This is a genomic window from Comamonas sp. wu1-DMT (genome assembly GCF_040187805.1).
GTDB lineage: Bacteria > Pseudomonadota > Gammaproteobacteria > Burkholderiales > Burkholderiaceae_C > Comamonas > Comamonas thiooxydans.
Window position 1 is genome coordinate 157,501 of sequence record NZ_JBANEM010000010.1, and the last position, 24,037, is coordinate 181,537.

Annotated in this window: 19 protein-coding genes; 11 read left to right on the forward strand and 8 right to left on the reverse strand. The window is 61.6% G+C overall.

Translation table 11 applies throughout. From position 1 onward, the window contains the following. Positions 1-6: 6 nt before the first annotated feature. The 3 genes from V8Z78_RS15690 to V8Z78_RS15700 form a co-directional block, all read right to left on the reverse strand. The gene (locus tag V8Z78_RS15690; RefSeq protein WP_004341345.1) at positions 7-774 is read right to left on the reverse strand and encodes an SDR family NAD(P)-dependent oxidoreductase; all 768 of its coding nucleotides are present in this window, start codon (positions 772-774) and stop codon (positions 7-9) included. Between the two features lie 12 nt (positions 775-786). Then, positions 787-1,518 (reverse strand): SDR family NAD(P)-dependent oxidoreductase, encoded by a 732-nt coding sequence (locus V8Z78_RS15695; protein ID WP_004341349.1) that lies wholly within the window; start codon positions 1,516-1,518, stop codon positions 787-789. 233 nt (positions 1,519-1,751) lie between these two features. Further along, entirely contained in the window at positions 1,752-3,239 is a 1,488-nt protein-coding gene (locus V8Z78_RS15700; RefSeq protein ID WP_034363669.1) for a short-chain fatty acyl-CoA regulator family protein, read from the reverse strand. Between the two features lie 169 nt (positions 3,240-3,408). Between V8Z78_RS15700 and prpC the strand changes: the two genes are divergently transcribed. Genes prpC through prpF form a run of 5 tightly spaced genes read left to right on the forward strand, consistent with a single transcriptional unit; the run spans position 3,409 to position 9,604 of the window. Then, the gene (prpC, locus tag V8Z78_RS15705; protein WP_081033915.1) at positions 3,409-4,605 is read left to right on the forward strand and encodes a bifunctional 2-methylcitrate synthase/citrate synthase; all 1,197 of its coding nucleotides are present in this window, start codon (positions 3,409-3,411) and stop codon (positions 4,603-4,605) included. A 24-nt stretch (positions 4,606-4,629) separates the two neighbouring features. Continuing rightward, positions 4,630-5,118, forward strand: a complete 489-nt coding sequence (locus tag V8Z78_RS15710; protein ID WP_223305660.1) for a GntR family transcriptional regulator — start codon at positions 4,630-4,632, stop codon at positions 5,116-5,118. Positions 5,119-5,143: 25 nt separating this feature from the next. Continuing rightward, positions 5,144-7,771 (forward strand): Fe/S-dependent 2-methylisocitrate dehydratase AcnD, encoded by a 2,628-nt coding sequence (acnD, locus tag V8Z78_RS15715; RefSeq protein ID WP_046461325.1) that lies wholly within the window; start codon positions 5,144-5,146, stop codon positions 7,769-7,771. A gap of 9 nt (positions 7,772-7,780) precedes the next feature. Continuing rightward, positions 7,781-8,356 carry a 2'-5' RNA ligase family protein gene (locus tag V8Z78_RS15720; protein WP_349731656.1) on the forward strand — a complete coding sequence of 192 codons (576 nt, stop codon included), beginning with the start codon at positions 7,781-7,783 and terminating at the stop codon, positions 8,354-8,356. Between the two features lie 54 nt (positions 8,357-8,410). Next, a complete protein-coding gene (gene prpF / locus V8Z78_RS15725; protein ID WP_057091777.1) occupies positions 8,411-9,604 on the forward strand; it encodes a 2-methylaconitate cis-trans isomerase PrpF in 1,194 nt (397 codons plus the stop codon). 51 nt (positions 9,605-9,655) lie between these two features. On the opposite strand, the gene V8Z78_RS15730 is transcribed toward prpF, so the two are convergent. Beyond that, on the reverse strand, positions 9,656-10,603 hold the full coding sequence (locus V8Z78_RS15730) for a diguanylate cyclase domain-containing protein (protein WP_179625706.1): 948 nt from the start codon (positions 10,601-10,603) through the stop codon (positions 9,656-9,658). Positions 10,604-10,842: 239 nt separating this feature from the next. Further along, the gene (gene prpR / locus V8Z78_RS15735) at positions 10,843-12,852 is read right to left on the reverse strand and encodes a propionate catabolism operon regulatory protein PrpR (RefSeq protein ID WP_179625705.1); all 2,010 of its coding nucleotides are present in this window, start codon (positions 12,850-12,852) and stop codon (positions 10,843-10,845) included. Positions 12,853-13,035: 183 nt separating this feature from the next. Between prpR and V8Z78_RS15740 the strand changes: the two genes are divergently transcribed. From V8Z78_RS15740 to V8Z78_RS15750, 3 genes are all read left to right on the forward strand, one after another. Further along, a complete protein-coding gene (locus V8Z78_RS15740; RefSeq protein ID WP_179625704.1) occupies positions 13,036-14,010 on the forward strand; it encodes a Bug family tripartite tricarboxylate transporter substrate binding protein in 975 nt (324 codons plus the stop codon). 76 nt (positions 14,011-14,086) lie between these two features. Beyond that, positions 14,087-15,088, forward strand: a complete 1,002-nt coding sequence (locus tag V8Z78_RS15745; protein WP_179625703.1) for a Bug family tripartite tricarboxylate transporter substrate binding protein — start codon at positions 14,087-14,089, stop codon at positions 15,086-15,088. A 129-nt stretch (positions 15,089-15,217) separates the two neighbouring features. Next, positions 15,218-16,078, forward strand: a complete 861-nt coding sequence (locus V8Z78_RS15750; protein ID WP_012837456.1) for an isocitrate lyase/PEP mutase family protein — start codon at positions 15,218-15,220, stop codon at positions 16,076-16,078. A 156-nt stretch (positions 16,079-16,234) separates the two neighbouring features. Here the strand turns inward: V8Z78_RS15750 and V8Z78_RS15755 are convergent, their stop codons facing one another. Then, positions 16,235-17,572, reverse strand: a complete 1,338-nt coding sequence (locus V8Z78_RS15755; RefSeq protein ID WP_179625702.1) for an aminotransferase-like domain-containing protein — start codon at positions 17,570-17,572, stop codon at positions 16,235-16,237. A gap of 90 nt (positions 17,573-17,662) precedes the next feature. Here V8Z78_RS15755 and V8Z78_RS15760 point away from each other — a divergent pair, with 90 nt between their 5' ends. Beyond that, positions 17,663-18,265, forward strand: a complete 603-nt coding sequence (locus tag V8Z78_RS15760) for a DJ-1/PfpI family protein (RefSeq protein WP_349731657.1) — start codon at positions 17,663-17,665, stop codon at positions 18,263-18,265. Between the two features lie 229 nt (positions 18,266-18,494). On the opposite strand, the gene V8Z78_RS15765 is transcribed toward V8Z78_RS15760, so the two are convergent. Beyond that, positions 18,495-19,061: a TetR/AcrR family transcriptional regulator gene (locus V8Z78_RS15765; protein WP_004341384.1), complete on the reverse strand. Its 567-nt coding sequence runs from the start codon at positions 19,059-19,061 to the stop codon at positions 18,495-18,497. Between the two features lie 150 nt (positions 19,062-19,211). On the opposite strand from V8Z78_RS15765, the gene V8Z78_RS15770 reads away from it, so the two are divergent. Then, positions 19,212-20,429 carry an MFS transporter gene (locus V8Z78_RS15770; RefSeq protein WP_349731658.1) on the forward strand — a complete coding sequence of 406 codons (1,218 nt, stop codon included), beginning with the start codon at positions 19,212-19,214 and terminating at the stop codon, positions 20,427-20,429. Positions 20,430-20,471: 42 nt separating this feature from the next. Here V8Z78_RS15770 and V8Z78_RS15775 read toward each other — a convergent pair whose 3' ends face one another. Further along, positions 20,472-21,395, reverse strand: a complete 924-nt coding sequence (locus tag V8Z78_RS15775; RefSeq protein WP_004341389.1) for a LysR family transcriptional regulator — start codon at positions 21,393-21,395, stop codon at positions 20,472-20,474. 128 nt (positions 21,396-21,523) lie between these two features. Between V8Z78_RS15775 and metE the strand changes: the two genes are divergently transcribed. Further along, positions 21,524-23,845: a 5-methyltetrahydropteroyltriglutamate--homocysteine S-methyltransferase gene (gene metE / locus V8Z78_RS15780; RefSeq protein WP_349731659.1), complete on the forward strand. Its 2,322-nt coding sequence runs from the start codon at positions 21,524-21,526 to the stop codon at positions 23,843-23,845. Positions 23,846-24,037 lie beyond the last annotated feature (192 nt).

A 24,037-nucleotide genomic window follows, 5' to 3' on the forward strand; every position in this document is an offset into this window, starting at 1 on the left:
TCTTTCTTACAGTGCCGTCACCAGCACCGCGGAGCGGCCGCCATCCACGGGCAAGGCGGCACCTGTCACATAGCTGGCCTCGTCGCTGGCCAGAAACAGCACGGCATTGGCCAGCTCGCCGGACTGACCCACGCGCCCCATGGGAATGAGTTTTTCGGTGTTCTTGCGCGATGCCTCATCAGCCAGCATGCCGGCCGTGGCAGGCGTTTCCACCACCGCCGGGATCACCACGTTCACGCGGATGCCTGCTGCAGCACCTTCGGCAGCCGCTGCACGCGAAAAGTTGATGATGGCCGCCTTGGCTGCCGAGTAACCCGACATAAAAGGTGTGCCCAGCGTGCCGCAGATGGAGCTGATATTGACGATGGAACCACCCTTGGGCCCCATCAGCTTCAGCGCAGTACGCGTTCCCCAGAAAGTGCCGTCCACCGATGTGCTGAAGTTGGCATGCCAGTCCGCCGTGGTCATGCCGTCGATGCCACCCCAGGTGTAGGCCATGGCGTTGTTGACCAGAATGTCCAGGCTGCCATGCTTTTTGGCAGTCTGCTCCAGCGCTCCGACAAACTGGGCTTCGTTGCCCACGTCGGCCACGATGGCCTCGGCACTGCCGCCTGCAGCCTTGATCCTGGCCACGACTTCGTCGAGAGGCTGCTTGCGGCGGCCGCAGATCACCACGGTTGCCCCCTCCTGTGCGAAACGCTCAGCCGTTGCGGCGCCGATACCGGAACCACCACCGGTCACAAACGCAATCTTTCCTTCCAGACGCTTGCTCATGCTTGTCTCTCCTTAGAGGAAGGCGCTGCCGCCGTTGACTGCCACGTTCTGCCCCGTCACAAAGCCGCTGTCGTCGCTGGCCAGGAACACTGCCACCTTGGCGATGTCTTCTGGCTCAGCCATGCGGCCCATGGGCACGCCGGCGATGATGGCATCGGCCCACTCCTGGGGAATGCCCTGCATCATGGGCGTGTTCGTGGGTCCGGGAACCAGTGTGTTCACACGGATCTTCTTGGACGCCAGCTCCTTGGCCATGCCACGGGTCAAGCCCATCAGGGCGGCCTTGGAAGCGCAATAGTGCGCCGGACCGTCACCGCTGACAGCCGAGGTGCTGGAGATATTGACGATGGCACCGCCCTTGCCTTCCTGCATCTGCTTGACGGCGGCACGGGCGCAGTAGAACGCGCCGTTCAGGTTCACGCCAATCACGCGCTCCCAGGTCGCGTCAGGAATATCGGCAAACTGGTCCACCGAGCCTACGCCGGCGTTGTTCACCAGCACGTCGACGGCGCCCAGCTTTTCGCGGATTTCGACAAACAGCGCATCAACCGCAGCGCTGTCAGCCACATTGGAGGAACGGGCCAGATGCTTGCTGCCCTTGCCTTCCAGGGTCTGCCTGGCTGCTTCTTCATTCAAGTCCACGGCCACCACAGTGGCTCCTTCATCGGCAAAACGCTGTGCAATCGCTCGCCCCATGCCCTGGCCCGCCCCCGTGACCACGGCAACTTTTCCGGCTAAACGCATTCTTGTCTCCTTGTTGATGTGCAATCAAAACTTGGAGACAGCGTATGAAGAAATCGCCCTCAGCCCATCGTCCAAGAAGACTAAGCAAATTTTCTCGGAAAGCTATCAAATAAATAGCAATAAATACAATACAGATTTCTGCTCCAATGCATTTTCACACCTGTTAATCAGTTGGTGACAGCAATCCAGCGTCAGATGCATCCTCTCAACTTCACCGCACATGGCAGCAGCAACTAACCGCCATAGGGGACAAATCCGCTCTCGTTTTCATTGACTTTGAGCGGTTTGGCTACGTACGGAAAAGCACGTTGCGGGCAAGCGCTGCGCTCGCATACCTTGCAGCCCATGCCGATAGGTGTGGCCGCTCCTATATTGCGCAAATCCATGCCTTGGGAATACACCAGCCGCGCGGCGTGCTGCAAGTCGCAGCCCAGGCCGATGGAGAAGGTCTTGCCTGGAGCCCCCCAGCCCTGGCCAGCATGGCTGATGGTGCGAGCAATCCACAGGTAGACGCGCCCGTCCGGCATGCTGGCGAGCTGGGGCACTATGCGGCCCGGCTGGGTAAAAGCCTCGTACACCACCCACAACGGGCAGGTGCCGCCTGTCTTGGAGAAATGAAAATGCGTGGCCGACTGGCGCTTGCTGATATTGCCGGCCCGGTCCACTCGTATAAAGAAGAACGGCACACCCGGCGCATCGCTTCGCTGCAGGGTTGAGAGACGATGGCAGACGGTCTCGAAGCCCACACCGAAGTGCTTTGCCAGCAAGTCTATGTCGTAGCGCAGGCCTTCGGCTGCACGCAAGAACTCCCCATATGGCAGCACAAATGCCCCGGCTACATAATTGGCCAGCCCCATGCGTGCCAGCCGGCGCGTGGCCTCGTCCTGCCAGGGAACGCTTTGCAGCTCCCTTTCAATCAGTGAATCAAACTCCAGCAGCGCCAGTTGCGTAGCCAGCTGAAATGCCTGCTGCATGGGACTCAGTTGCGGAGCAACATACAAGGTGCGCGTGAGCGCATCGTAGCGCCTATGGCTGCCCGCTTTCTCAGCGGTCCCGACATGAGCATGCAGAACCAATACACCATGTCGTGCCTGCAGCCGGTATTGCAGCCAATCATGCAGATGACCGCCTTGCTCTGCAGCCTGCCGAGCCAGCGCTTCAGCTGCACGATCAAGCGCATCAAGGTAATTGCGGTGGGAAAAAAAGAAATCACGCACCGCCTCGAACGGCATCTGGCGCAAGGGCTCAGCCAGCAGGCCTGCCATTGCGCCATTCCCGGCGACACCTCTGTGAACTGAGGTGTCGGCATCCGGCCCGGCGCGGCCATCACCCAGATGGGCGGTCAAGGCCTCCAGCCGCTCGGCGTCTGCCAGGTGACGCTGGTGCATGGCCAGCAGCATCTGTGCCAGCTGCGGCAGCTTGGCTGCGACCTCACGCAGCTCGGGAAGCGGCACCGAACCTTCTGGCTGAGGCATGGCGGCCACCGCATCGCGCAGCTGCGCCAGCAAGCGGGCCTCCTCATCCTCGGAGAACTGCTGGATATCGACGCCCAGCACCCTGTGAATCTTGAGCAGCACGGCCACCGTGAGCGGGCGCTGATCCTGCTCGATCTGATTCAGATAGCTCGGTGACAACTCCAGCGCCTGGGCCAGCGCAGCCTGCGTAAGACCACGCTCGGCACGCAGGCTGCGCAGACGCACGCCCATGAATGTCTTGGCCACTTACCTGCTCCCTATTGCCGCTCCAAAGATTCGCAAAATTTTCAAATACATGCAATCACCTTCGCAAGCATTCACCAATTCAGCTCTGTACGCATAAAAAACAAATGCGTAGATTGCGAAGTATCGCAGACCGGCAAGGACCTGCACTGCACATCCAAAGGAGACACCCATGAGCACTGTGACAGCCCCAACATCCCCAATATCTTCAACCGCCATTAACCACGCCGCCGCAAGCTTCAGGCCAAAAAAGTCCGTCGCCCTCTCCGGCGTGACAGCAGGCAACACGGCACTGTGCACCGTGGGCAGGAACGGCAACGACCTGCACTACCGCGGCTACGACATTCTGGACATTGCCGAGGTCTGCGAGTTTGAGGAGATTGCCCACCTGCTGGTACACGGCAAGCTGCCCACCCACGCCGAACTCAGGGCCTACAAAGCCAAGCTCAAGGCTTTGCGCGGCCTGCCCGGCAGCGTGAAGACTGCGCTGGAACAGCTACCCGCCGCCAGCCATCCCATGGACGTGATGCGCACCGGTGTCTCCGCCCTGGGCTGCGCGCTGCCGGAGAAAGACGACCACAATCTTCCTGGCGCCCGCGATATCGCCGACCGCCTGATGGCCTGCCTGGGCAGCATGCTGCTTTACTGGTATCACTTCAGCAACTCGGGCCGCCGTATCGAAGTTGAAACAGACGACGACTCGATCGGTGGGCACTTTTTGCATCTGTTGCATGGTGCCAAGCCGTCCGAGAGCTGGGTACGTGCCATGCATACCTCGCTCAATCTGTATGCCGAGCATGAGTTCAATGCCTCGACCTTCACGGCCCGCGTGGTGGCAGGCACGGGCAGCGATATGTATTCGGCGATAACCGGGGCGATCGGCGCGCTGCGCGGACCCAAGCATGGCGGCGCTAACGAAGTGGCGTTCGAGATCCAGAAGCGCTATGACAACCCGGCCGAAGCCGAGGCCGACATCCGCCGCCGCGTGGATGCCAAGGAGGTCGTGATCGGCTTCGGCCACCCGGTCTATACCGTGAGCGACCCCCGCAATGTGGTCATCAAGGGCGTGGCCAAGAAGCTGTCGGACGAAGCTGGCAGCACCAAGATGTACGACATTGCCGCACGTCTGGAGTCGGTGATGTGGGAAGTCAAGAACATGTTTCCCAACCTCGACTGGTTCAGCGCCGTCAGCTATCACATGATGGGCGTGCCCACCGCCATGTTCACGCCGCTGTTCGTGATTGCCCGCACCAGCGGTTGGGCGGCGCACATCATCGAGCAGCGCCAGGACAACAAGATCATCCGTCCCAGCGCCAACTACACAGGCCCGGACGACCTTCATTTCGTGCCTATCGAGGCACGCCAGTAAGCTCCAGCAATGTCTGCCCAGCCCATGCAAGCCCATTCCCTGTGCATTGCCATCGCCGACAAGCTACGCGAGCGCATTCTTAGCCATCAGTTACCGCCCGGATCGGACATCAATGACGGAGCACTGGCGCAGGAGTTTGGCGTGAGCCGCACTCCTGTGCGCGAGGCCATGAAGCTGCTATGCCATGAAGGACTGCTGAGCGCACAGCCCCGGCGCGGCATGAGCGTGACCTGCCTGAGTGCAGCCCAGGTGGCCGAGGCTCGCTTGCTGAGCAGCCTGCTGGCTGGCCATCTGGCGCGGCAACGCCAGATGCAGACTGCCAGCACGCAGCTTTGCGAGCAGTTGCTGCGCGTGTCGCAGGCCCGACTCCAACTCGCACTGGGTACACAGCTCGCCATGCAGCCGACAAGCCAAGCGCCGATGCGTGCACCATTGCCTGCAGCCCTTTCACAATCCCCGCACAGTCACAGTGCCGGCAACGCAGAAGCCTCACGCTCGGCTCTGGCCTATTGAGACTCCTAAAAGAATCCCCGAGACAATGACTCACCACCCCTACCGTAAACCCTTGCCCGGCACTGCGCTGCATTACTTCGACGCCCGGTCCGCTGTGGAAGCCATCCGCCCCGGCAGCTGGACCACACTGCCCTATACCAGCCGCGTCCATGCCGAGAACCTGGTGCGGCGCAGCGATCCGGCCCACCTGACCGAGTACCTCGCGCAAATCGTTGAACGCAAGCGCGAACGCGATTTTCCCTGGTTCCCGGCCCGCGTGGTCTGCCATGACATCCTGGGCCAGACAGCGCTGGTCGACCTGGCCGGCCTGCGCGATGCGATTGCCGAGCAAGGTGGCGATCCGGCCGCTGTCAATCCCGTGGTGCCCGTGCAGTTGATCGTCGATCATTCGCTGGCCGTTGAGTGCGGTGGCTACGACCGTGAGGCCTTCGAGAAAAACCGCGCCATCGAAGACCGGCGCAATGAGGACCGCTTTCATTTCATCGACTGGTGCAAGCGAGCCTTCAAGAATGTGGAGGTGATTCCACCGGGCAACGGAATCATGCACCAGATCAATCTGGAGCGCATGAGCCCTGTGATCCACGCTATCGATGGTGAAGCATTCCCAGATACTCTGGTAGGTACCGACAGCCACACGCCACATGTCGATGCACTGGGAGTGATCGCCGTGGGCGTGGGCGGTCTGGAGGCAGAAAACGTGATGCTGGGCCGTGCCTCGTGGATGCGCCTGCCCGAAATCATTGGCGTACAACTGGCCGGCACGCGCCAGCCGGGCATCACTGCCACCGATATCGTGCTGGCCTTGACGCAATTCCTGCGTCGACAAAAAGTGGTGGGGGCATATCTTGAATTTTTCGGGGAGGGCGCACGGAGTCTGACGATTGGCGACCGCGCCACCATCTCCAATATGGCTCCCGAATATGGAGCCACGGCGGCCATGTTCGCGATCGACGAGCAGACGATCGACTATCTGCGTCTGACGGGGCGCGAGCCCGCACAGGTGCAACTGGTCGAGAACTACGCCAAACAGGCAGGTCTGTGGGCAGACAGCCTGGAGAATGCCGAATACGAACGTACGCTGAGCTTTGACCTGTCCAGCGTGGTGCGCAATATAGCCGGCCCTTCCAATCCGCATGCTCGCCTGGCAACCAGCGAGCTTGCAGCAAGAGGCATTGCCGGTGAGTGGACGCAGACCGAAGGGCAGATGCCAGATGGAGCGGTCATCATTGCAGCCATTACCAGTTGCACCAATACCAGCAACCCACGCAATGTGATCGCGGCCGGCCTGCTGGCGCGCAATGCGCGCAATCTGGGCCTGGCGCGCAAGCCCTGGGTCAAGACCTCGCTGGCCCCCGGCTCCAGAACCGTGCCGCTGTATCTGCAGCAAGCCGGCCTGCTACATGACTTAGAAGCGCTGGGCTTTGGCGTGGTGGCCTTTGCCTGCACCACCTGCAACGGCATGAGTGGCGCGCTCGATCCGGCCATTCAGCAGGAAATCGTGGATCGCGACCTCCACACCACAGCCGTGCTTTCGGGCAATCGCAACTTCGATGGCCGCATCCACCCCCATGCCAGACAGGCATTCCTGGCCTCGCCACCGCTGGTCGTGGCCTATGCGATTGCAGGCACCATGCGCTTCGATATCGAGAACGATGTGCTAGGCGTCTTCCAGGGCCGCGAAATCCGTCTCAAGGACATCTGGCCCGGCGATGAGGAAATCGACGCCGTGGCCAAGGCTGCCGTCCAGCCCGAGCAGTTCCGCGCGGTCTACGAGCCCATGTTTGCCATCCGCTCAGACCAGGGCGGGAAGGTCGAGGCACTGTATGACTGGCGCCCGCAGAGCACCTATATCCGCCGTCCGCCCTACTGGGAGGGGGCGCTGGCCACAGAGCGCACGCTGCGCGGCATGCGCCCTCTGGCCATCCTGCCCGACAACATCACCACCGACCACCTCTCGCCCTCCAATGCCATCCTGATGGACTCGGCCGCAGGCGAGTATCTGCACAAAATGGGTCTACCCGAGGAGGACTTCAACTCCTATGCCACGCATCGCGGCGACCACCTGACCGCGCAGCGCGCCACCCTTGCCAATCCCAAGCTCCTCAACGAAATGGTGGTGGACGACCAGGGCAAGGTGCGCCAGGGCTCTCTTGCCCGCGTCGAGCCCGAGGGACTGACCATGCGCATGTGGGAAGCCATAGAGACCTATATGCAGCGCAAGCAACCGCTGATCATCATCGCCGGCGCCGACTACGGCCAGGGATCGAGCCGTGACTGGGCCGCCAAGGGCGTGCGTCTGGCCGGTGTGGAGGTCATCGTGGCCGAGGGCTTCGAGCGCATTCACCGCACCAATCTGATCGGCATGGGGGTGTTGCCGCTGGAGTTCCTGCCCGGCACGAGCCGCCACACACTGGGGTTGAATGGCACCGAGAGCTTTGATGTCATCGGCCGGCGCAGCCCCCAGGCCACGCTTACACTTCATATCCACCGAACGACAGGTGTCCGCACCGAAGTGCCGGTACTGTGCCGCCTCGATACCGCGGAAGAGGTCTCGATTTACGAGGCCGGTGGCGTGCTGCAGCGCTTTGCCCAGGACTTCCTGGCGGACAGCGCAGCGGCCGATTCCACATCGACGGCTGAACTTGTGAGCTAAGGAGCAGCTATGAGCCAGGCACGCATACTGATTGTCACCCAGCCCAAAATCCCGGTACGTCATCGCCTGCGTGCCCGGATCAGCGCTTTGGGCCTTGATAAGGAACTGGGCGAGCGCCTGTTCTCTCCAGACAACTGGCACCAAACCTGGTGTGGCCCGTTTGACTCCGGGCAAGAGGCACTGCTCGCCTTGCTGGCCGCAGGCAATGCCGTTCAAGCGGCGCAGTTGAAGGCCTTCGAGCTCAGCTTCAACCGCATTCGCGGTGAGGAGGGCGAGCGCATTCACTGGTCTTTGCTAACCCGCGGACGTCCGGAGCCTTTCAACCGGCTACTGACAACGCTACAGACCGGATTGAAATCCCACGGTTTCAAGGATGACGGCCATAGACCGCACATCACCATCAGCTACAAAGCTCTACATGCCCTGCCCACTCGGCGTATCGATCCCGTCGACTGGCTGATCGATGAGATCCAGCTGGTCGAGCGAACCGGCACAGGCAAGCAGTTACGCTACCAGCTACTGCATCGCTGGCCATTGGCTTCCGGCTCTCCGCCTCGTCCTCAACAGCTACGCCTGTTTCACTGATTCAAGGCTCAAGCCCTGGCTTGAGCCTTGAATACCTTGTTTGTTTGCCATTCCATGTCCCTCACTTCGCAAATCCGCATTCCCGCCACCTATATGCGCGGAGGCACCAGCAAAGGTGTGTTCTTCAAGCTTCAGGATCTGCCCGAGGCGGCCCGGCAGCCCGGCCCTGTTCGCGACGCCATCTTTTTGCGCACTCTGGGTAGCCCCGACCCTTATGGCAAACAGATTGACGGCATGGGCAATGCCTCATCCTCCACCAGCAAAGGCGTGATCCTCAGCCGGAGCGCAAGCGCCGATCACGATGTGGACTATCTGTTCGGCCAGGTCTCCATCGATCAGCCTTTTGTGGACTGGAGCGGCAACTGCGGCAACCTGAGCGCAGCCGTCGGCCCCTGCGCCATTCACATGGGTCTGATTCCGGCCGAGCGCATTCCGCAAAACGGCGTGGCCGTCATTCGCATCTGGCAGGCCAATATCGGCAAGACCATCATCAACCATGTGCAGATCCGCGATGGTCAGGTGCAGGAAACCGGAGACTTCGAACTTGACGGCGTGACCTTTGCCGCTGCCGAAGTGGCCCTGGAGTTCCTGGATCCCGCCGATGAAGGTGAGGACGGAGCTGCCATGTTTCCCACCGGCAATGTCAGCGACGAGCTGGATGTGCCCGGCGTCGGCCGCTTTTGCGCGACCCTCATCAATGCCGGCATTCCGACCATCTTTCTCGATGCCAGAGAGCTGGGCTATACCGGCTGCGAACTGCAGGATGCCATCAACAGCGATGGCCCCGCCCTGGCCAGGTTCGAAGCCATCCGCGCCCATGGCGCACTCAGGATGGGTCTGATCAAGGATCTGGGTGAAGCTGCCACACGCCAGCACACGCCCAAGATAGGCTTTGTGGCTCCTGCGCAAAGCTATATCGCCTCAAGCGGTAAAGCCATTGCAGCCAGGGATATTGATCTGGTGGTTCGGGCGCTGTCCATGGGCAAGCTGCACCACGCCATGATGGGCACGGCCGCCGTCGCCATTGGCACGGCTGCCGCCATTCCCGGCACGCTGGTCAATCTGGCGGCGGGCGGCGGCGAGCGCCAGTCCGTACGCTTTGGCCATCCCAGCGGCACCCTGCGTGTGGGGGCCGAAGCCAGGAGCGACCAGGGTCAATGGCAGGTCACCAAGGCCTTGATGAGCCGCAGCGCCCGCATTCTGATGGAAGGCTGGGTACGGGTGCCGGGCGAGGTGCTGCAGGCCTGACACCGGGTATTGCCCTGCCGGGCGCCTGCCGCACGCAGGCCTGGGCAGGGTTCAAGCGCTCAAGATGACGCTTTCAATCCGGTGGCGGCCTTTGTTCTTGGCCGCATAGAGCTGCCGGTCCACGGCTTCGATAAAGCTGGCAGGTCGATCATGCTCTGCCGGCTGCACCGTCCCCGCACCAATGCTCATGGTGACCCGCCTGCCATGTGGCGACAGTGCATGCACGATGGACTGCTTCTGGATCAGGCGCTGGCAGCGCTCGGCCACTTTTTGCGCAGTTTCGGCATCGGCTTCGGGCAGCAGCACCACAAACTCCTCGCCACCGTAACGCGCCACCAGGTCACGCTGTCCGTCCAGCGCCAGGCTCAGGGTCTGGGCAATATCCACCAGACATTTGTCGCCCTGGATATGACCGTATAAATCGTTGTATTGCTTGAAGAAGTCGACATCGAACAGCAGCATGGACAGGGGCTTGCCATCGCTGCGCGTGCGCTCCCATTCCTGCTCGAAACTGGTATCGAAGCAGCGTCGATTGGCAATGCTGGTCAGACCATCCTTGAAGGAAAGCACCTCCAGCTCCTTTTGCAGGCTCAACAGTCTTTCCTCGGTCTTCTTGCGCTCGCTGATGTCGAACATGAAGCCGATCAGCGCTTCGGCCTCACCTTGCGCATTGCGCACCACATGGACCACATCGCGAATCCAGACATAGCCGTTGTCCTTGGTCAGCGCGCGATAGTCGGCCTCATGGTCCACGCCGGCCTGGGACTGGCTCACGCAGAAATTCACCACATATTCGCGGTCGTCGGGGTGCATGCGCATGGCCCAGTCTTCGACGCTGACCCAGCTTTCACGGCTCCAGCCAAGCAGACTCTCGATCTGAGGGCCGATATAGGCGAACTTCATGGTCGCCCAGTCGATCTTCCAGGGAATGGCCTTGGTGGACTCCAGCAAGGTTCTATAGACCGCACTCTCGTTCTCGAGCTCGCTCACGTCGGACATAACCCGTCTCTCTCCCGATCTCAATCGATAAAACATCAGGCCCGGCTGTGGTGCTGGTCTTGACCCGGCCCACCAGACAGCGGAGCCTGCAGTCTTTCACACCCAGAAAGCCCGAGGCACAGCCCAATCTCCGCTTGCTGGTGATTGTTGCGCCGGATGCCGCAATTCACGCTATGCGCTCACGATATTGGCCGAAATCATACGCATGGCGCACTGCAGGCACTCAAGCAGTGTTGCTGCTAAGCCTTCATGCGCCGCCACAAAGTGGCCCGGCTGATGCCGAGAATTTCACAGGCCTGGCGCTGATCACCTCCGACCGACTCCAGCACTTCGCGCAATCGCTTCTGTTCGGCAAGGCGACCCGCGTCTCTGAGCTGTGCCTGCCGAGCCGCGGCAGGCTCGGCCAGAGCCAGGCCGTCGGCGCACTCCGGGAAGACTTCAAGCAAGCGCGCCATATCCAGAAGGCCACCCCGGCCTGAGTCCAGATAGTCGCTGCAGGCCAGCAGGCGCTCCACCCAGTTGTCCAGTTCACGGACATTGCCGGGCCAGTCATGCGCCGCAGCCCTGGCCAGCAGTGCATCGAGCTGCTGCTCCACTCTGTCATGCAGTGCGCGGGGCAACCCGCTTGCAGCGCTCAGGCGCTGAGCCAGCATGGCGCGGCCCAGTTCAGCAACATCGGCACCACCTCGCATTTGCAGCGAAGGCGTGCTCAGGCGCAGCACCGCCAGGCGGTAGTAGAGATCGCGCCGGAACCGGCCACGCTCCACCTGATCCGCCAGATCCGCATGGGTGGCGGCAATCACGCGCACATCCACTGGAATCGGCGTGGTGGAACCTACGCGCAATACCTCGCGCTCCTGCAGCACGCGCAGCAGCCGCGATTGCAGTGCCAGCGGCATGTCGCCAATTTCATCGAGAAACAGGGTCCCGGTATGCGCTGCCTCGACCAGCCCGGTCTTGCCGCCGCGCCTGGCCCCGGTAAAAGCGCCTTCCTCGTAACCGAAAAGCTCGCTCTCCAGCAGGCTTTCGCTGAGCGCCGCACAGTTGACGGCCAGAAATGGCTGCTCCGCACGCCGTCCCGCGCTGTGAATGCCTTGCGCCACCAGCTCCTTTCCGGTCCCGCTTTCGCCCAGAATCAGCACCGTCGCATCGCTGTTCGCGTACTGCCTGGCCAGCAGTCGCACGCGCTGGGCAGCGGGGCTGCTGCCCAGATAGTCCTCAATGCGCCAGCGTACACCGGAAGCTCTTTGCCGCTGACTGGCGCGCAGGCTGCGATCGGCCCGCTGAATGACAGCTGGATCGCGGCAGACCAGCAAAGCGCCGGTCACCAGCCCGTTCTCCACAATTGGCGCACGTCGCACCACCAGGGTACGCAGGGCCAGTTGCACCACCTCTTCTCCGCCCTCCTCGCCAGCGAGCGCCCGAGCCGTGCCCAGGGCCGGAGCCACCTCTTCCAGCATGCGGCCGTGCAAGGCATCGACCGGGGCTCCGAGCAAGGCGGCCATTCGTGGGTTCAGCGCGCAAATACGGCCACGCTCGTCCACGGCAGCCACACCATCCTGCAGTTGATGCAGCACGGTTTCCAGCCGTTGATGCCGGTCGCGCTCGGCACGTCGATGACGGGCCAGCAGCATGGCGTCGCTGAGTGCCTGACGCACCGAAATATCGGAATACAGCAACACGCTGGCCATGCCCGCCTGCTCTGCCAAATCGGCCACCAGGCCCGGCGCAACCACGGCGCCAACGCCCGACGCCTTGAGCTTTTGCACGCAGGCCGGCGCGTCATGCGGACCTTGATAGGCAATCTGGACCAGGCCCAGGCCGAACAGGCTGTCGAACTGTGCCACCACGGGCGACGGCACCTCGAAGTTGACCAGGCCCACGCGCGGAGCTTCTTCCGTGGTCTGCAACTTGGCCTGGCGCAGCGCCTGCAGCAAATCCAGGCCACGCACTTCTACCATGGCCAGCGGAATGTCCACGCGCTCTCGAATCCAGGCACCACTGGCCCCCGCCCCCACCAGGGCATCGATGGGCTGGCGCAGATTGAGCGCCTGCACCTGGGCCACCGCATCGTCGAAAGAAGCCGAGATGTGCGAGAACCTGGCCTCACCCGACCAGGGCTGTGCCAGCCGCTCCAGCACCCGCCCCACACGGTAGCGGCCTACGGTGACGATGTGCGGCAAATGCGGCTGGCCAGCTGCCGGCAGACGTTTGACGCCATGATTCGATATCGCATTTGTTTCATTCATGAAAATTATTATTTCATCATCGAAACAGAAGCCATACACAACCGCAGATGGACACTCCACAAAACTCCAGAAATTTCAATGATTTCAAATACTTGGAACACAAAGGGTTTTCCCCAGATCCGTCTGGCACAGTGCTTGCGGCAACAGCCCATACCAATAGGGATTTGGATCCAGGAGATATCCATGTTTTTGAACCGTCGCAAGCTTGTTGCCCAGGCCTTGACTCTTTCCGTGCTGGGCGCAGCTGGCCTGGCCCTGGCCGCCGACTGGCCCACGCGCCCGATTCGCCTCGTGGTACCGTTTTCCGCAGGCGGCGCCAATGACTTGATGGCCAGATCGGCGGCCGAAGGTGCTTCCAAGATCCTCGGCCAGCCCGTGGTGATCGACAACCGCCCCGGCGCAGGTGGCACAGTGGGTGCCGATATCGTGGCCAAGGCCCAGCCCGATGGCTACACGCTGCTGGTCAGCGCGGCAGGCGTCATCTCCAACAGCATGATCAAGAAGACCATGCCTTTCAAGGACGATACCCTGCAGCCCGTGGTGATGATTGGCCTGGCACCTTCGGTGATCGTGGTGCCCAAGAACGCGCCCTACAACAATCTGCGTGACTTCGTCGAAGCCTCCAAGAAGGGCGCAGGCTTCAACTTTGCCACCGCCGGCACGGGCAGCACGCCGCACTTCGTGGCCGAGATGCTGAATGTGAAATACGGTGCCAAGCTACAGCCCGTGCCCTACAAGAGCGGTTCGGAGAGCACCACGGCCGTGCTCGGCGGCCAGGTCGAAGGCACGTCCGAAGCCAGCATCATCGCGCTGCCGCACATCATTCACGAGGGCAAGTTCAAACCTCTGGCCACGACCTGGACCCAGCGCATCTCCGCCTACCCCCAACTCTCCACTGCCGTGGAGCAGGGCTTTGCCGATCTGCAGATCGCGCACTGGGCCGGCATTCATGCCCCCAAGGGCACGCCGCCCGCCATTCTGGACAAGCTGGCAGCCGCCGTGGACAAGGCCATGAAGGAGCCCGCCACCGTCGAAAAGCTCAAGGGGCTGGGCATCGAGCCGGTCGGCGGCACACGTGCGGAATTCGTGAAGTTTGCCGATGCCGAGCGCAAGCGCCTGGGCGAGATCGTCAAGGCAGCTCATATGCAGGAAAAGTAGGCTGAACAAGAAAACATAGCAACCAGCGTATGCCCCATATACGCTGGATCCTTAAAAGAATACTGAGACCTGATTCATGATTTCCCGTAGAAACGCCTTGCTCCGCGCCACTGCCTGGGCTGCCGCCACCACCGCCTTGCTGGGCGCTTCCTCTGCCGCTCTGGCCCAGGGCTCTGAAGCCTGGCCCACCCGTACCGTCAAGCTCATCGTGCCCTATGCGGCAGGCGGCTATGCCGATACCCGCGCACGCCTGATTGCCGACTCGCTGGGCAAGGTGCTGGGCCAGCCCGTGATCATCGACAACCGCGGCGGTGCCGGTGGCGTGACGGGCACGGATGCCATCGCCAAGGCCAACGACGGGCACACCTTCGGCTTCGGCTCGCCCGGCCCCTTGGTCACCAACCCCATGCTGATGAAGAAGATGCCTTATGACGCCAAGACGGCGTTCAAGCCCATTATCCTCATCGAGCAGGCTCCCCTGTTTCTGACCACGGCTCCCAACCAGCCCTTCAAGAGCGTCCAGCAACTGCTGGCCCATGCCAAGGCCAAGCCCGGCGATCTGACCTATGGCTCCTCGGGCGTAGGCGGGGCCCACCATCTGTCGGGCGAGCTGCTGGCCTATCAGACCCAGACCCAGCTGACCCATGTGCCCTACAAGGGAGGCTCGCTGGCGGCCACCGACCTCATGGGCGGCCATCTGGCCATGATGTTCGAGATGGGCTACTCGGCCCTGCCCTCCATCAAAGCCAAAAAGATCAATGCCCTGGCCGTCTCCAGCAAGACCCGTCTGGCCGTGCTGCCCGAGGTGCCCACGCTGGACGAAGCCGGGGTCAAGGGCTTCGAGTCGTACAACTGGCTGGGCATGATTGCGCCGGCCGGCACGCCCGACGCCGTGGTGGCCAAGCTCAACCAGGCCGTCAACGAAGCGCTCAAGACCGACAAGTCTCTGCGCCAGATGATCGAAAGCAGCGGCGGCCAGATCATGGGCGGCACACCCCAGGCCTATGGCAAATATCTTGAAGCCGAGCGCGCCAAGTGGGGGCCCGTGATCAAGAACGCGAATATTTCGCTGGACTGATTCCCCCTGAGCTGCTTCGCCGCCCTGGGTGCGAGGCGGCTGCTGCCAGGTAGCGCCCTGACTCGTCAAGGCTGACAGCCGGCCGCGCAGGGCAGATAAGCATCAGAGTCTTTTTTATCAAGAAATCTCATGAACCCCAAACAACAACTCAAAGCCCTGGCCGATGCCCGCCGTGGCGTCATCGTGCCCGGTGCATTCAACGCCATGTCGGCGCGGCTGATTGCCGATCTGGGCTTTGAAGCCATCTACGTGACCGGTGCCGGCGTGACCAATATGTGGTTCGGCATGCCCGACCAGGGTTTCATGGGTCTCGGCGATATCGCCGACCATACGGCCCGCATCCGCGACGCCGTGGAAGTGCCGCTGCTGGTCGATGCCGACACCGGCTTCGGCAATGCCGTCAACACCTACCACGCCGTGCGCACACTGGAGCGCGCCGGTGCCGACTGCATTCAGCTCGAGGACCAGGTCAGCCCCAAGCGCTGCGGCCACTTCAATGGCAAGGCCGTGATCGAAACCGGCGAAATGCTGGGCAAGATCAAGGCCGCCGTCGATGCGCGCCGCGACAGCGGCACTCTCATCATGGCCCGAACCGACGCTGCCGCCGTCCACGGCTTCGAAGCCGCCATCGAGCGTGCCCAGCAGTTTCAGGAAGCCGGCGCCGACATCCTGTTTGTCGAGGCTGTCACCCAGGCCGAAGAAGTGCGCGCCCTGCCTCAGCGCCTGCAAGCGCCCCAGCTCATGAATATGGTCATTGGCGGCAAGACCCCCATCTTCAACGCCGATGAACTGGGCGAGCTGGGCTATGGCTTTGTGCTCTACGCCAATGCCGCACTGCAAGGGGCCGTGGCCGGCATGCAAAAGTGCCTGACCCTGCTGCGCGACGATCACAAGGTCGATGAAGACCCCGCCATCGTCGCCCCCTTCCTTGAACGCCAGCGGCTGGTGAACAAGGACTTCTGGGATGGGCTGGAGCAAAAGTACCAGTAATCCGGTCTCCGGACCCAGCGCCTGAATCGCGTGCAACGTTGATACATCAGGCGCCGCACGCCATGTTTTCAGGTCGGTGTGACCATGGCCTGCAGCATTCACTCCCTCGACTACGGCCTCGAAACCGGATGCGCAGAGAGCTCTGGGCGTCATCCTCTAGCGCAGCGTGGCCCCATCGAGCACCAGCCTGACCCGCATCAAGGCATGCCGAAGTTTTTCGAGCGGCACCGAACCCAAGGCCAGCCGCAGTGCTTGCGGCACTTGCACGCCAGTGGCAAAGGGTTCGGCCGTTGACACGGAAATTCCTGCCGTCTGCAGCGCCATCGCGACCTGATCAGCCCTCAGCTCGTCAGGCATGGGGAGCCAGACAAAATACGAACTGGGGTGGCGCATACAGGGCAGCCCCTTGAAGACCTGCGTCACCTGTTTCTGACGCATCCGGGCGTCCTCTCGCTTCTGAGCTTCCAGCCTGGCAACCGTCCCGTCTCTCAGCCAATTCACAACCATGGCGGTCATGACGCCGGGGGTGTTCCAGGTCGTTGCACGGATAGCTCGTTCTATCCGAGATATCCAGGCTGCCGGCGCAGCCACAAAGCCCACCCGCAAACCTGTGGCGACACTCTTGGAAAAGCCTGAGACATATACCGTGGACTCAGGCAGCAGTGCGGCCATGGGCGGTGGTGCATCCGGAGCAAGAAACGCATACGCGGCATCTTCGATCAGCAACAGGCCATGGCGACGGATCAACGCTGCAAATGCATGACGTCGGTTGATGCTCATCACCCATCCAAGCGGGTTATGGAGAGTCGGCATTGCATAGACCGCGCGCACCTTGCGGCGTCGGCACAGCAGCTCCAGCGCATCGATGTCCAGCCCCGAACCAGTTGCCGGAATGGCAATCAGCTCAAGCCTCAGCTGTTGCGCCAGCACCTTGAAGCCCGGGTAACTCAAAGCATCAACAGCCACTACATCGCCCGGTTGCAGCAATGCCATGGCCGTGCTTGCGAGTCCATGCTGCGCTCCATCCACAATAAGCACCTGTTCGGCAGGAACCGTCAGCCTACGGTTTTCAAGGTATAGAGCGATAGCAGCTCGCTCATGGGCTCGGCCTCCGTGTGGCTGATAGCGCAGCAGCGCCTCCAAATCTCCGCTGGCGGCAAGTTGACGCAATGCAGAGCGCAGCAACTCGGCTTGACCAGGAAGAGCAGGAGCGTTGAAGTTCAGGTCCAGCATGCCTATCGCAGCGGCATGCTGGTCGATACCGAGGCCACGTGGCAGCGCTGTTTCGCGCACAAAAGTTCCTCGCCCCGTTTCGCCGCTGACCAGGCCCATGGCCTGCAGTTCGGCATAGACACGAGTCGCCGTGACCAGGGCCAGTCCCTCCCGGGATGCCAGTTGCCGGTGGGTGGGCAGGCGTGTGCCCGGTGCCAGCCGGCCTTCGCGAATTTCCGAGGCTAGCTGGTCCACCAGCTGCTTGTATCGGGCAATCGGCATATAGAACCTGTATCCATGACAATTATTTGAACGTATTGGACCTCATCTCTAGCATGAGCATTGATACAAGTTCACATCCGGAACATCCCAATGCATATCGCAATCCTGACTTTCGAAGGCTTTAACGAGCTCGACTCACTCATTTCTCTAGGCATACTCAACCGCATCAAGCGACCCGGCTGGCGAGTGTCGATTGCCTGCCCGAGCGCACGCGTCAAGTCAATGAACGGAGTGGTCATCGAAGCCCAGGCCACTCTGGAGGATGCGAGTGCTGCAGATGCGGTCATCGTGGGCAGTGGAATGCAAACGCGTGAGGTCGCGCGCAATGCCGACCTCATGTCGAGACTCAGGCTGGACCCTTCACGGCAACTGATTGCTGCACAGTGCTCCGGCACGCTGATACTGGCCAAGCTCGGCTTGCTGGATGGCGTGATGGCGTGTACCGACCTGACAACCAGGCCCTGGGTTGAAGAGGCTGGCATTCGCGTACTGGAGCAACCATTCTTCGCAAACGGCAATGTGGCTACCGCTGGAGGTTGCCTGGCTGCGCAATACCTCGCCACCTGGCTTATTGCCCGTGTCGAGGGGATCGAGGCCGCCAGGAGCGCATTGCATTACGTGGCCCCTGTGGGTGAAAAAGATGTCTATATGGCCCGGGCCATCGCCAACATCTCGCCTTACCTGCCGGCCTGACTTGCTGCATCAGCGTGATCGCGGAAGCACGCTGAAGACCTCAGACAACTCGAATGCAGCCGGTCGCCGGTCCCGGTAAAGCCTCCGAGCCCGGACTCTTTGCAAATTCCGGATTGTTCGCTTGCACAAAATCGCTGATGTCCTCAGCTTGAGAACACCCTGGCAGTCAAAACGATCCTCATTCTGGCTGCTGCAGGCAAGGCACAGCAGGCACGGCTCTGACAATGGCTCAGGCCGCCTTCCAGCCTTGCAGCATCAAATCCAGCGCCTGCAAGGACTCGTTCAGGCGCTCGGGTGGAGCACCCTCCTCGGCAATCCAGAAAGCCGCTTCAATCAGGCAGCCGTTGAGCAACCTTGCCAGCGCCGCTGCACTGGCATTCACGATCACCCCCTCGTCGATGAGCTGCTGCAAAAAACCGGCGATAAAAGCAATGCATTGCTGGTGCTGCTGACCTTGGTCGGTGCCAGTGAGCACAGAGCGTGCATCCTGCAGCACGATGCGACGAATTTCTGCCTCCTGCGCCATGGCCAGATAGGCGCGGCAATAGGCCAGAAAGCCTTCCCATGGATCGTCATGGCCTCGCAGCACAAGCTCCAGCCGCTGGTCCATTTCTTCATCCATCTGCGCCACCACGGCAGCCAGCAGACCGGGCTTGCCACCAAAGTGGTGATAGAGCGCGCCGCGCGTCAGACCCGCCTGCGCGGTCAGCTCGTCCATGGCGGCCTGGGCGTAGCCATGCTGGGCGAAAGCGCTGCGCGCAGCACTGATCAGCTTGGCCCGCGTGGCTTCGATCATGCTGGCACGACTCTGGCGAACTTGGGTCACTGCGAACTCCCGGCAATATTCACATACAAAGCGTATGCCAATCATACGCGCTACATCCCAAGCTCCTAGAATGTCACTCGCATACACGATGTATGCAAATGAATCTATTCAAGGGTTTCCATGTTGAATGCTTACCGCAAGCTGTTTACGGCGCCGGGCAGCACGGGCTTTGTGCTGGCCGGGCTGCTGGCGCGACTGCCGCTGTCGATGACAGGGATTGGCTTGATCACCATGCTGTCGCAGCAGCGCGGCGCCTACACGCTGGCAGGCATGGTGTCGGCCTGTTTCGCGCTGTCGATTGCCGTTCTGGCACCGCGCATCTCGGCGCTGGTTGACCGTTACGGCCAGTTCAGGGTGCTGCCGTTTGCGGCCGCCAGCAGTGCGCTGTCGATGCTGGCCCTTCTGGCCTGCGCCCACTGGCAGGGGCCGGACTGGCTGCTGCTGGTACTGGCCGCTGCCGTCGGCAGCCTGCCCAGCATGCCGGCCATGGTCCGCGCCCGCTGGACGGCGATCTACAGTGGAACGCCTCAGCTGCAGACCGCGTTTGCACTGGAAGGCGTGCTCGACGACCTGGCCTTTATCGTCGGCCCACCGCTGTCGGTGGGCCTGAGCATGCTGCTGTTCCCCGAGGCCGGCCCGCTGGCAGCAGCGCTGTTCCTCATCATAGGCGTAGGCCTGTTTGTGGTGCAACGCCGTACCGAACCACCTGTCAGCCAGCACACAGGCTCGGAAAAAGACAGGTCGTCGTCGATGCTGCGCCAGCCCGTGGTGCGCACGCTGGCGCTGTTCATGCTGGCACAAGGCGTCATCGTGGGCGTGATCGATGTGGCCAGCGTGGCCTTCGCCACAGCTCAGGGCCAGCCCGGCATGGCCAGTGTGGTGCTGTCCTTCTATGCGCTGGGCTCCTGCGCCATGGGCTTGCTGTTTGGCACGCTGCGCCTGCAGATGCCGCTCAGCCGCCAGATCGTCTGGGTCGGGGCATCGGTCGCCATCTCCGCCCTGCCCCTGTTGCTGGCCAGCAATCTGACGGCACTGACGCTGGCCGTTCTGCTGGCAGGCATTACCTTTGGCCCGACGATTACCGTGGCCATGAGTCTGGTGGAGCAGCAGGTACAAGCAAACCGACTGACCGAGGGCATGACCTGGCTGCTGACTGGCCTCGCCAGCGGTGTGGCCCTGGGCGCTGCCGCTGCCGGCTGGCTGATAGACCACTGGGGCGCACAGCAATCGTTTGTGCTGACGCTGCTGGCGGGCGGCGCCATGTGGCTGTGGGGCGTGCAAGCCGGACGGCAAGCCGACCGTGCATCCGCACCGGGCATGACGGCCATCAACATGTGAGTCAGCCGCTATTGCTTATTCAGCCGTCGGCTGCCGCTCTTCTCAAGAGTCGTCCTGCGCGGATGCGGCAGCCGGCAGAGCCAGACCAGGTGCTCGTGCCAGCGCAATAAAGGCCTGCAGATAGTCGGTATGCAACTCTGCCTCACGCGCGCCGAGGTAGATTTGCTTGGCTATGCCCTTGCTGCCCAGCTTCACGGGTACGACTGCCATCTTTTCGGCATATTCCAGAGCCAGCCAGCGCGGCAGAGCCGCGACGCCCCGCCCGCTGGCGACCATCTGCATCATGATGTCGGTGGTCTCTATGGTTTTATGGCGCCTGGGGGCAATGCCTTTGGGTAGCAAAAACCGGGTATAGATGTCGAGCCGATCCACGGCCACGGGATAGGTAATCAGCACCTCGCGAGACAGATCGCCGGGCTTGACATGGTCGACCCGGGCCAAGGCGTGATCCGCAGCCACGACCAGCACCTGCTCATAGTCAAAAACGGGCTCGAAGTGCAGACCCGGCTTGAACAACGGATCGGGCGTGACCAGCATGTCGATCTCATAGCCGAACAGCGCACCGATGCCGCCAAACTGGAACTTCTGCTTCACGTCCACATCCACGTCGGGCCAGGCGGCCAGATAGGGTGAGACGATTTTCAGCAGCCACTGGTAGCAGGGATGGCATTCCATGCCGATGCGCAAGCTTCCGCGCTCTCCCAGAGCAAATTGCTGCAAACGCGACTCGGCCAGATCCAGCTGAGGCAGCACGCGATTGGCCACTGCCAGCAGGTATTGACCCGCCTGCGTCAGGCGCAGGCTGCGCCCTTCACGCAACCAGACATCGGTGCCGAGCTGGGCTTCCAGCTTTCTCATGCTGTGGCTCAGGGCGGACTGTGTGACGCACAGCACATCAGCTGCCGCAGTCAAAGAACCTTGTTTTTCAACCTCTTGCACGATGGCGAGATGGATACGCTCAATCATCTGTGAACACAATTCATGGATACATGAGAAACAACCATTTTACTTCATGTATCGATTCCAGGAACATCCAGTCCGCTGACCCGAGCCACTCTGGCCATGGGCCGAAGATCACAAGACTGGATTTCTGCATGACGACTATTCACAACCTGGGCTTTCCTCGCATCGGTGCAAAGCGCGAACTGAAGTTCGCACTGGAGTCCTACTGGAGAGGCGAAACCTCGCGCGATGTGCTCAAGGCGCTGGGCGCCGAGCTGCGCCAACGCCACTGGGCCGCTCAGCAAGAGCTGGACTGGGTTCCCGTGGGTGACTTCGCGTTCTACGACCAGGTACTGGACATGAGCTTTACGCTGGGCAATCTGCCCGAACGGGTGCAAGGCTTCGAAGGCGATGCGCTGGACAACTACTTTCGCGTAGCCCGTGGCCGTTCGGCGGTCACGACCGAATCCCGCAGTACCGGCCACACCCACTGCTGCGCTGGCGTCGCCGCGGGCGAGATGACCAAGTGGTTTGACACCAACTACCACTACATCGTGCCCGAGTTCAGCTCAGCCACCGAATTCAAGCTCGATGCGTCGCGCCTGCTGGAACAACTGGCCGAAGCCAGGACACAAGGCATACAGGCCAAACCAGTCCTCATAGGCCCCGTCACTTATCTGACGCTGGGCAAGACCAAGGATGGCTCCAGCAAGCTGAAGCTGCTGCAGCGGCTGCTGCCCGTCTATGCGCAACTACTGGATGTGCTGGCGACCCAGGGCGTGGAATGGGTGCAGATGGACGAGCCCATCCTGGTCACCGAACTCGATGCCGACTGGCAACATGCGTTCAACACTGCTTACCACCACCTCAAGAGCTGCAGGGTCAAGCTGCTGCTGGCGACCTATTTCGGCCAGTTGGCTGAAAACAAATATCTGGCAGCAAACCTGCCTGTAGCCGGCCTGCACATCGATGCCATCAACGGCCAGGACGATGTGCAACAGCTGCTGGGGCTGCTGCCCGCGCACAAGGTGCTGTCGCTGGGCGTGATCAACGGCCGCAATATCTGGAAAACCGATCTGAATGCCGTGCTGGACTGGGTGGAGCCGCTGGCAGAGCGCCTGGGCGACCGCCTCTGGATTGCGCCATCCTGCTCCTTGCTGCATGTACCCGTGGATCTGAACAGCGAACAAAGGTTGGATACCGACATCAAATCCTGGCTGGCCTATGCTCTGCAAAAACTGGATGAGCTGCGCGTGCTGGGCAAGGCTTTGCGCGATGGCCGAGATGCTGTCGCAGCCGAACTGGCCGACAACGCTGCCGCTCTGGCCGCGCGCCGCAGATCGCATCGCGTCCACAACCCTGCGGTGCAGGCTGCGCTCAAGCAGATCAGCGCCAGGCTGGGTCAGCGCCAAAGCAGCTACGAAGCACGCGCCCCCAAGCAATCCCGGCTGCTGAAGCTGCCAGCCTTTCCGACCACCACCATCGGCTCTTTTCCCCAGACGGCAAAGATACGCCAGGCGCGCAGCGAATTCAAGGCCGGTCGCCTGGATTTCGCCCGCTACCAAGGCGCCATGCGTGCCGAGATTGAACGCTGCGTGCGAGAGCAGGAGGCTCTGGGGCTGGACGTTCTGGTGCATGGCGAGGCCGAGCGCAACGACATGGTCGAATATTTCGGCGAGCAGCTCGATGGCTATGCCTTCAGCCAGTTCGGCTGGGTGCAGTCCTATGGCTCACGCTGCGTCAAGCCGCCCATTCTGTTCGGCGACATCAGCCGCCCCAAGGCCATGACGACGGAATGGATCCAGTACGCCCAGTCCTTGACCCGCAAACCCGTGAAAGGAATGCTGACAGGCCCGGTCACCATCCTGAACTGGTCATTCGTGCGCGATGACCAGCCGCGCGCCACATCCTGCTATCAGCTGGCTCTGGCGATTCGCGCGGAAGTGCTGGATCTGGAAAGAGCCGGCGTGCGCGTGATCCAGATCGACGAGGCTGCATTGCGCGAGGGCTTGCCATTGCGCAAATCACAATGGAAGGAATATCTGCACTGGGCCGTGGAGTCCTTCCGCATCAGCGCCAATGGCGTTGCCGATGAAACCCAGATTCACACCCATATGTGCTATTCGGAGTTCAACGACATCATTGCGTCCATTGCAGCCATGGACGCCGATGTGATCACCATAGAGACTTCGCGCTCGGACATGGAGTTGCTTGAGGCCTTCGAGCACTTCGATTACCCCAATGAGATCGGCCCGGGCGTCTATGACATCCACTCTCCCAATATTCCCACCAAGGCAGGCATCGTGCAGCTCATGCAGAAAGCAGCAGAACGCATTCCCGCCGAACGCCTCTGGGTCAACCCCGACTGCGGCCTCAAGACACGTCAGTGGGCCGAAGTGATTCCTGCACTGCAGCACATGGTGGAGGCTGCCAGAACATTGCGCCGGTCTGTCAAAGTAGCCGAATCCGCCTGAAAGCAGGCGGCGCTCCAGCCTTCTCCTAGTTGCCCAGGCATGCCCTGGGCTTTTTCATACCGAAATGCACGGCCGCAGTTGAATCGGGTGACGCAGATTCGGCATCAAGCGCACAAAGCAAAAAGCCCTGCAGACTTTCATCTGCAGGGCTTGTGCCACAAGTTTGGAGGCGCGAACCAGAGTCGAACTGGT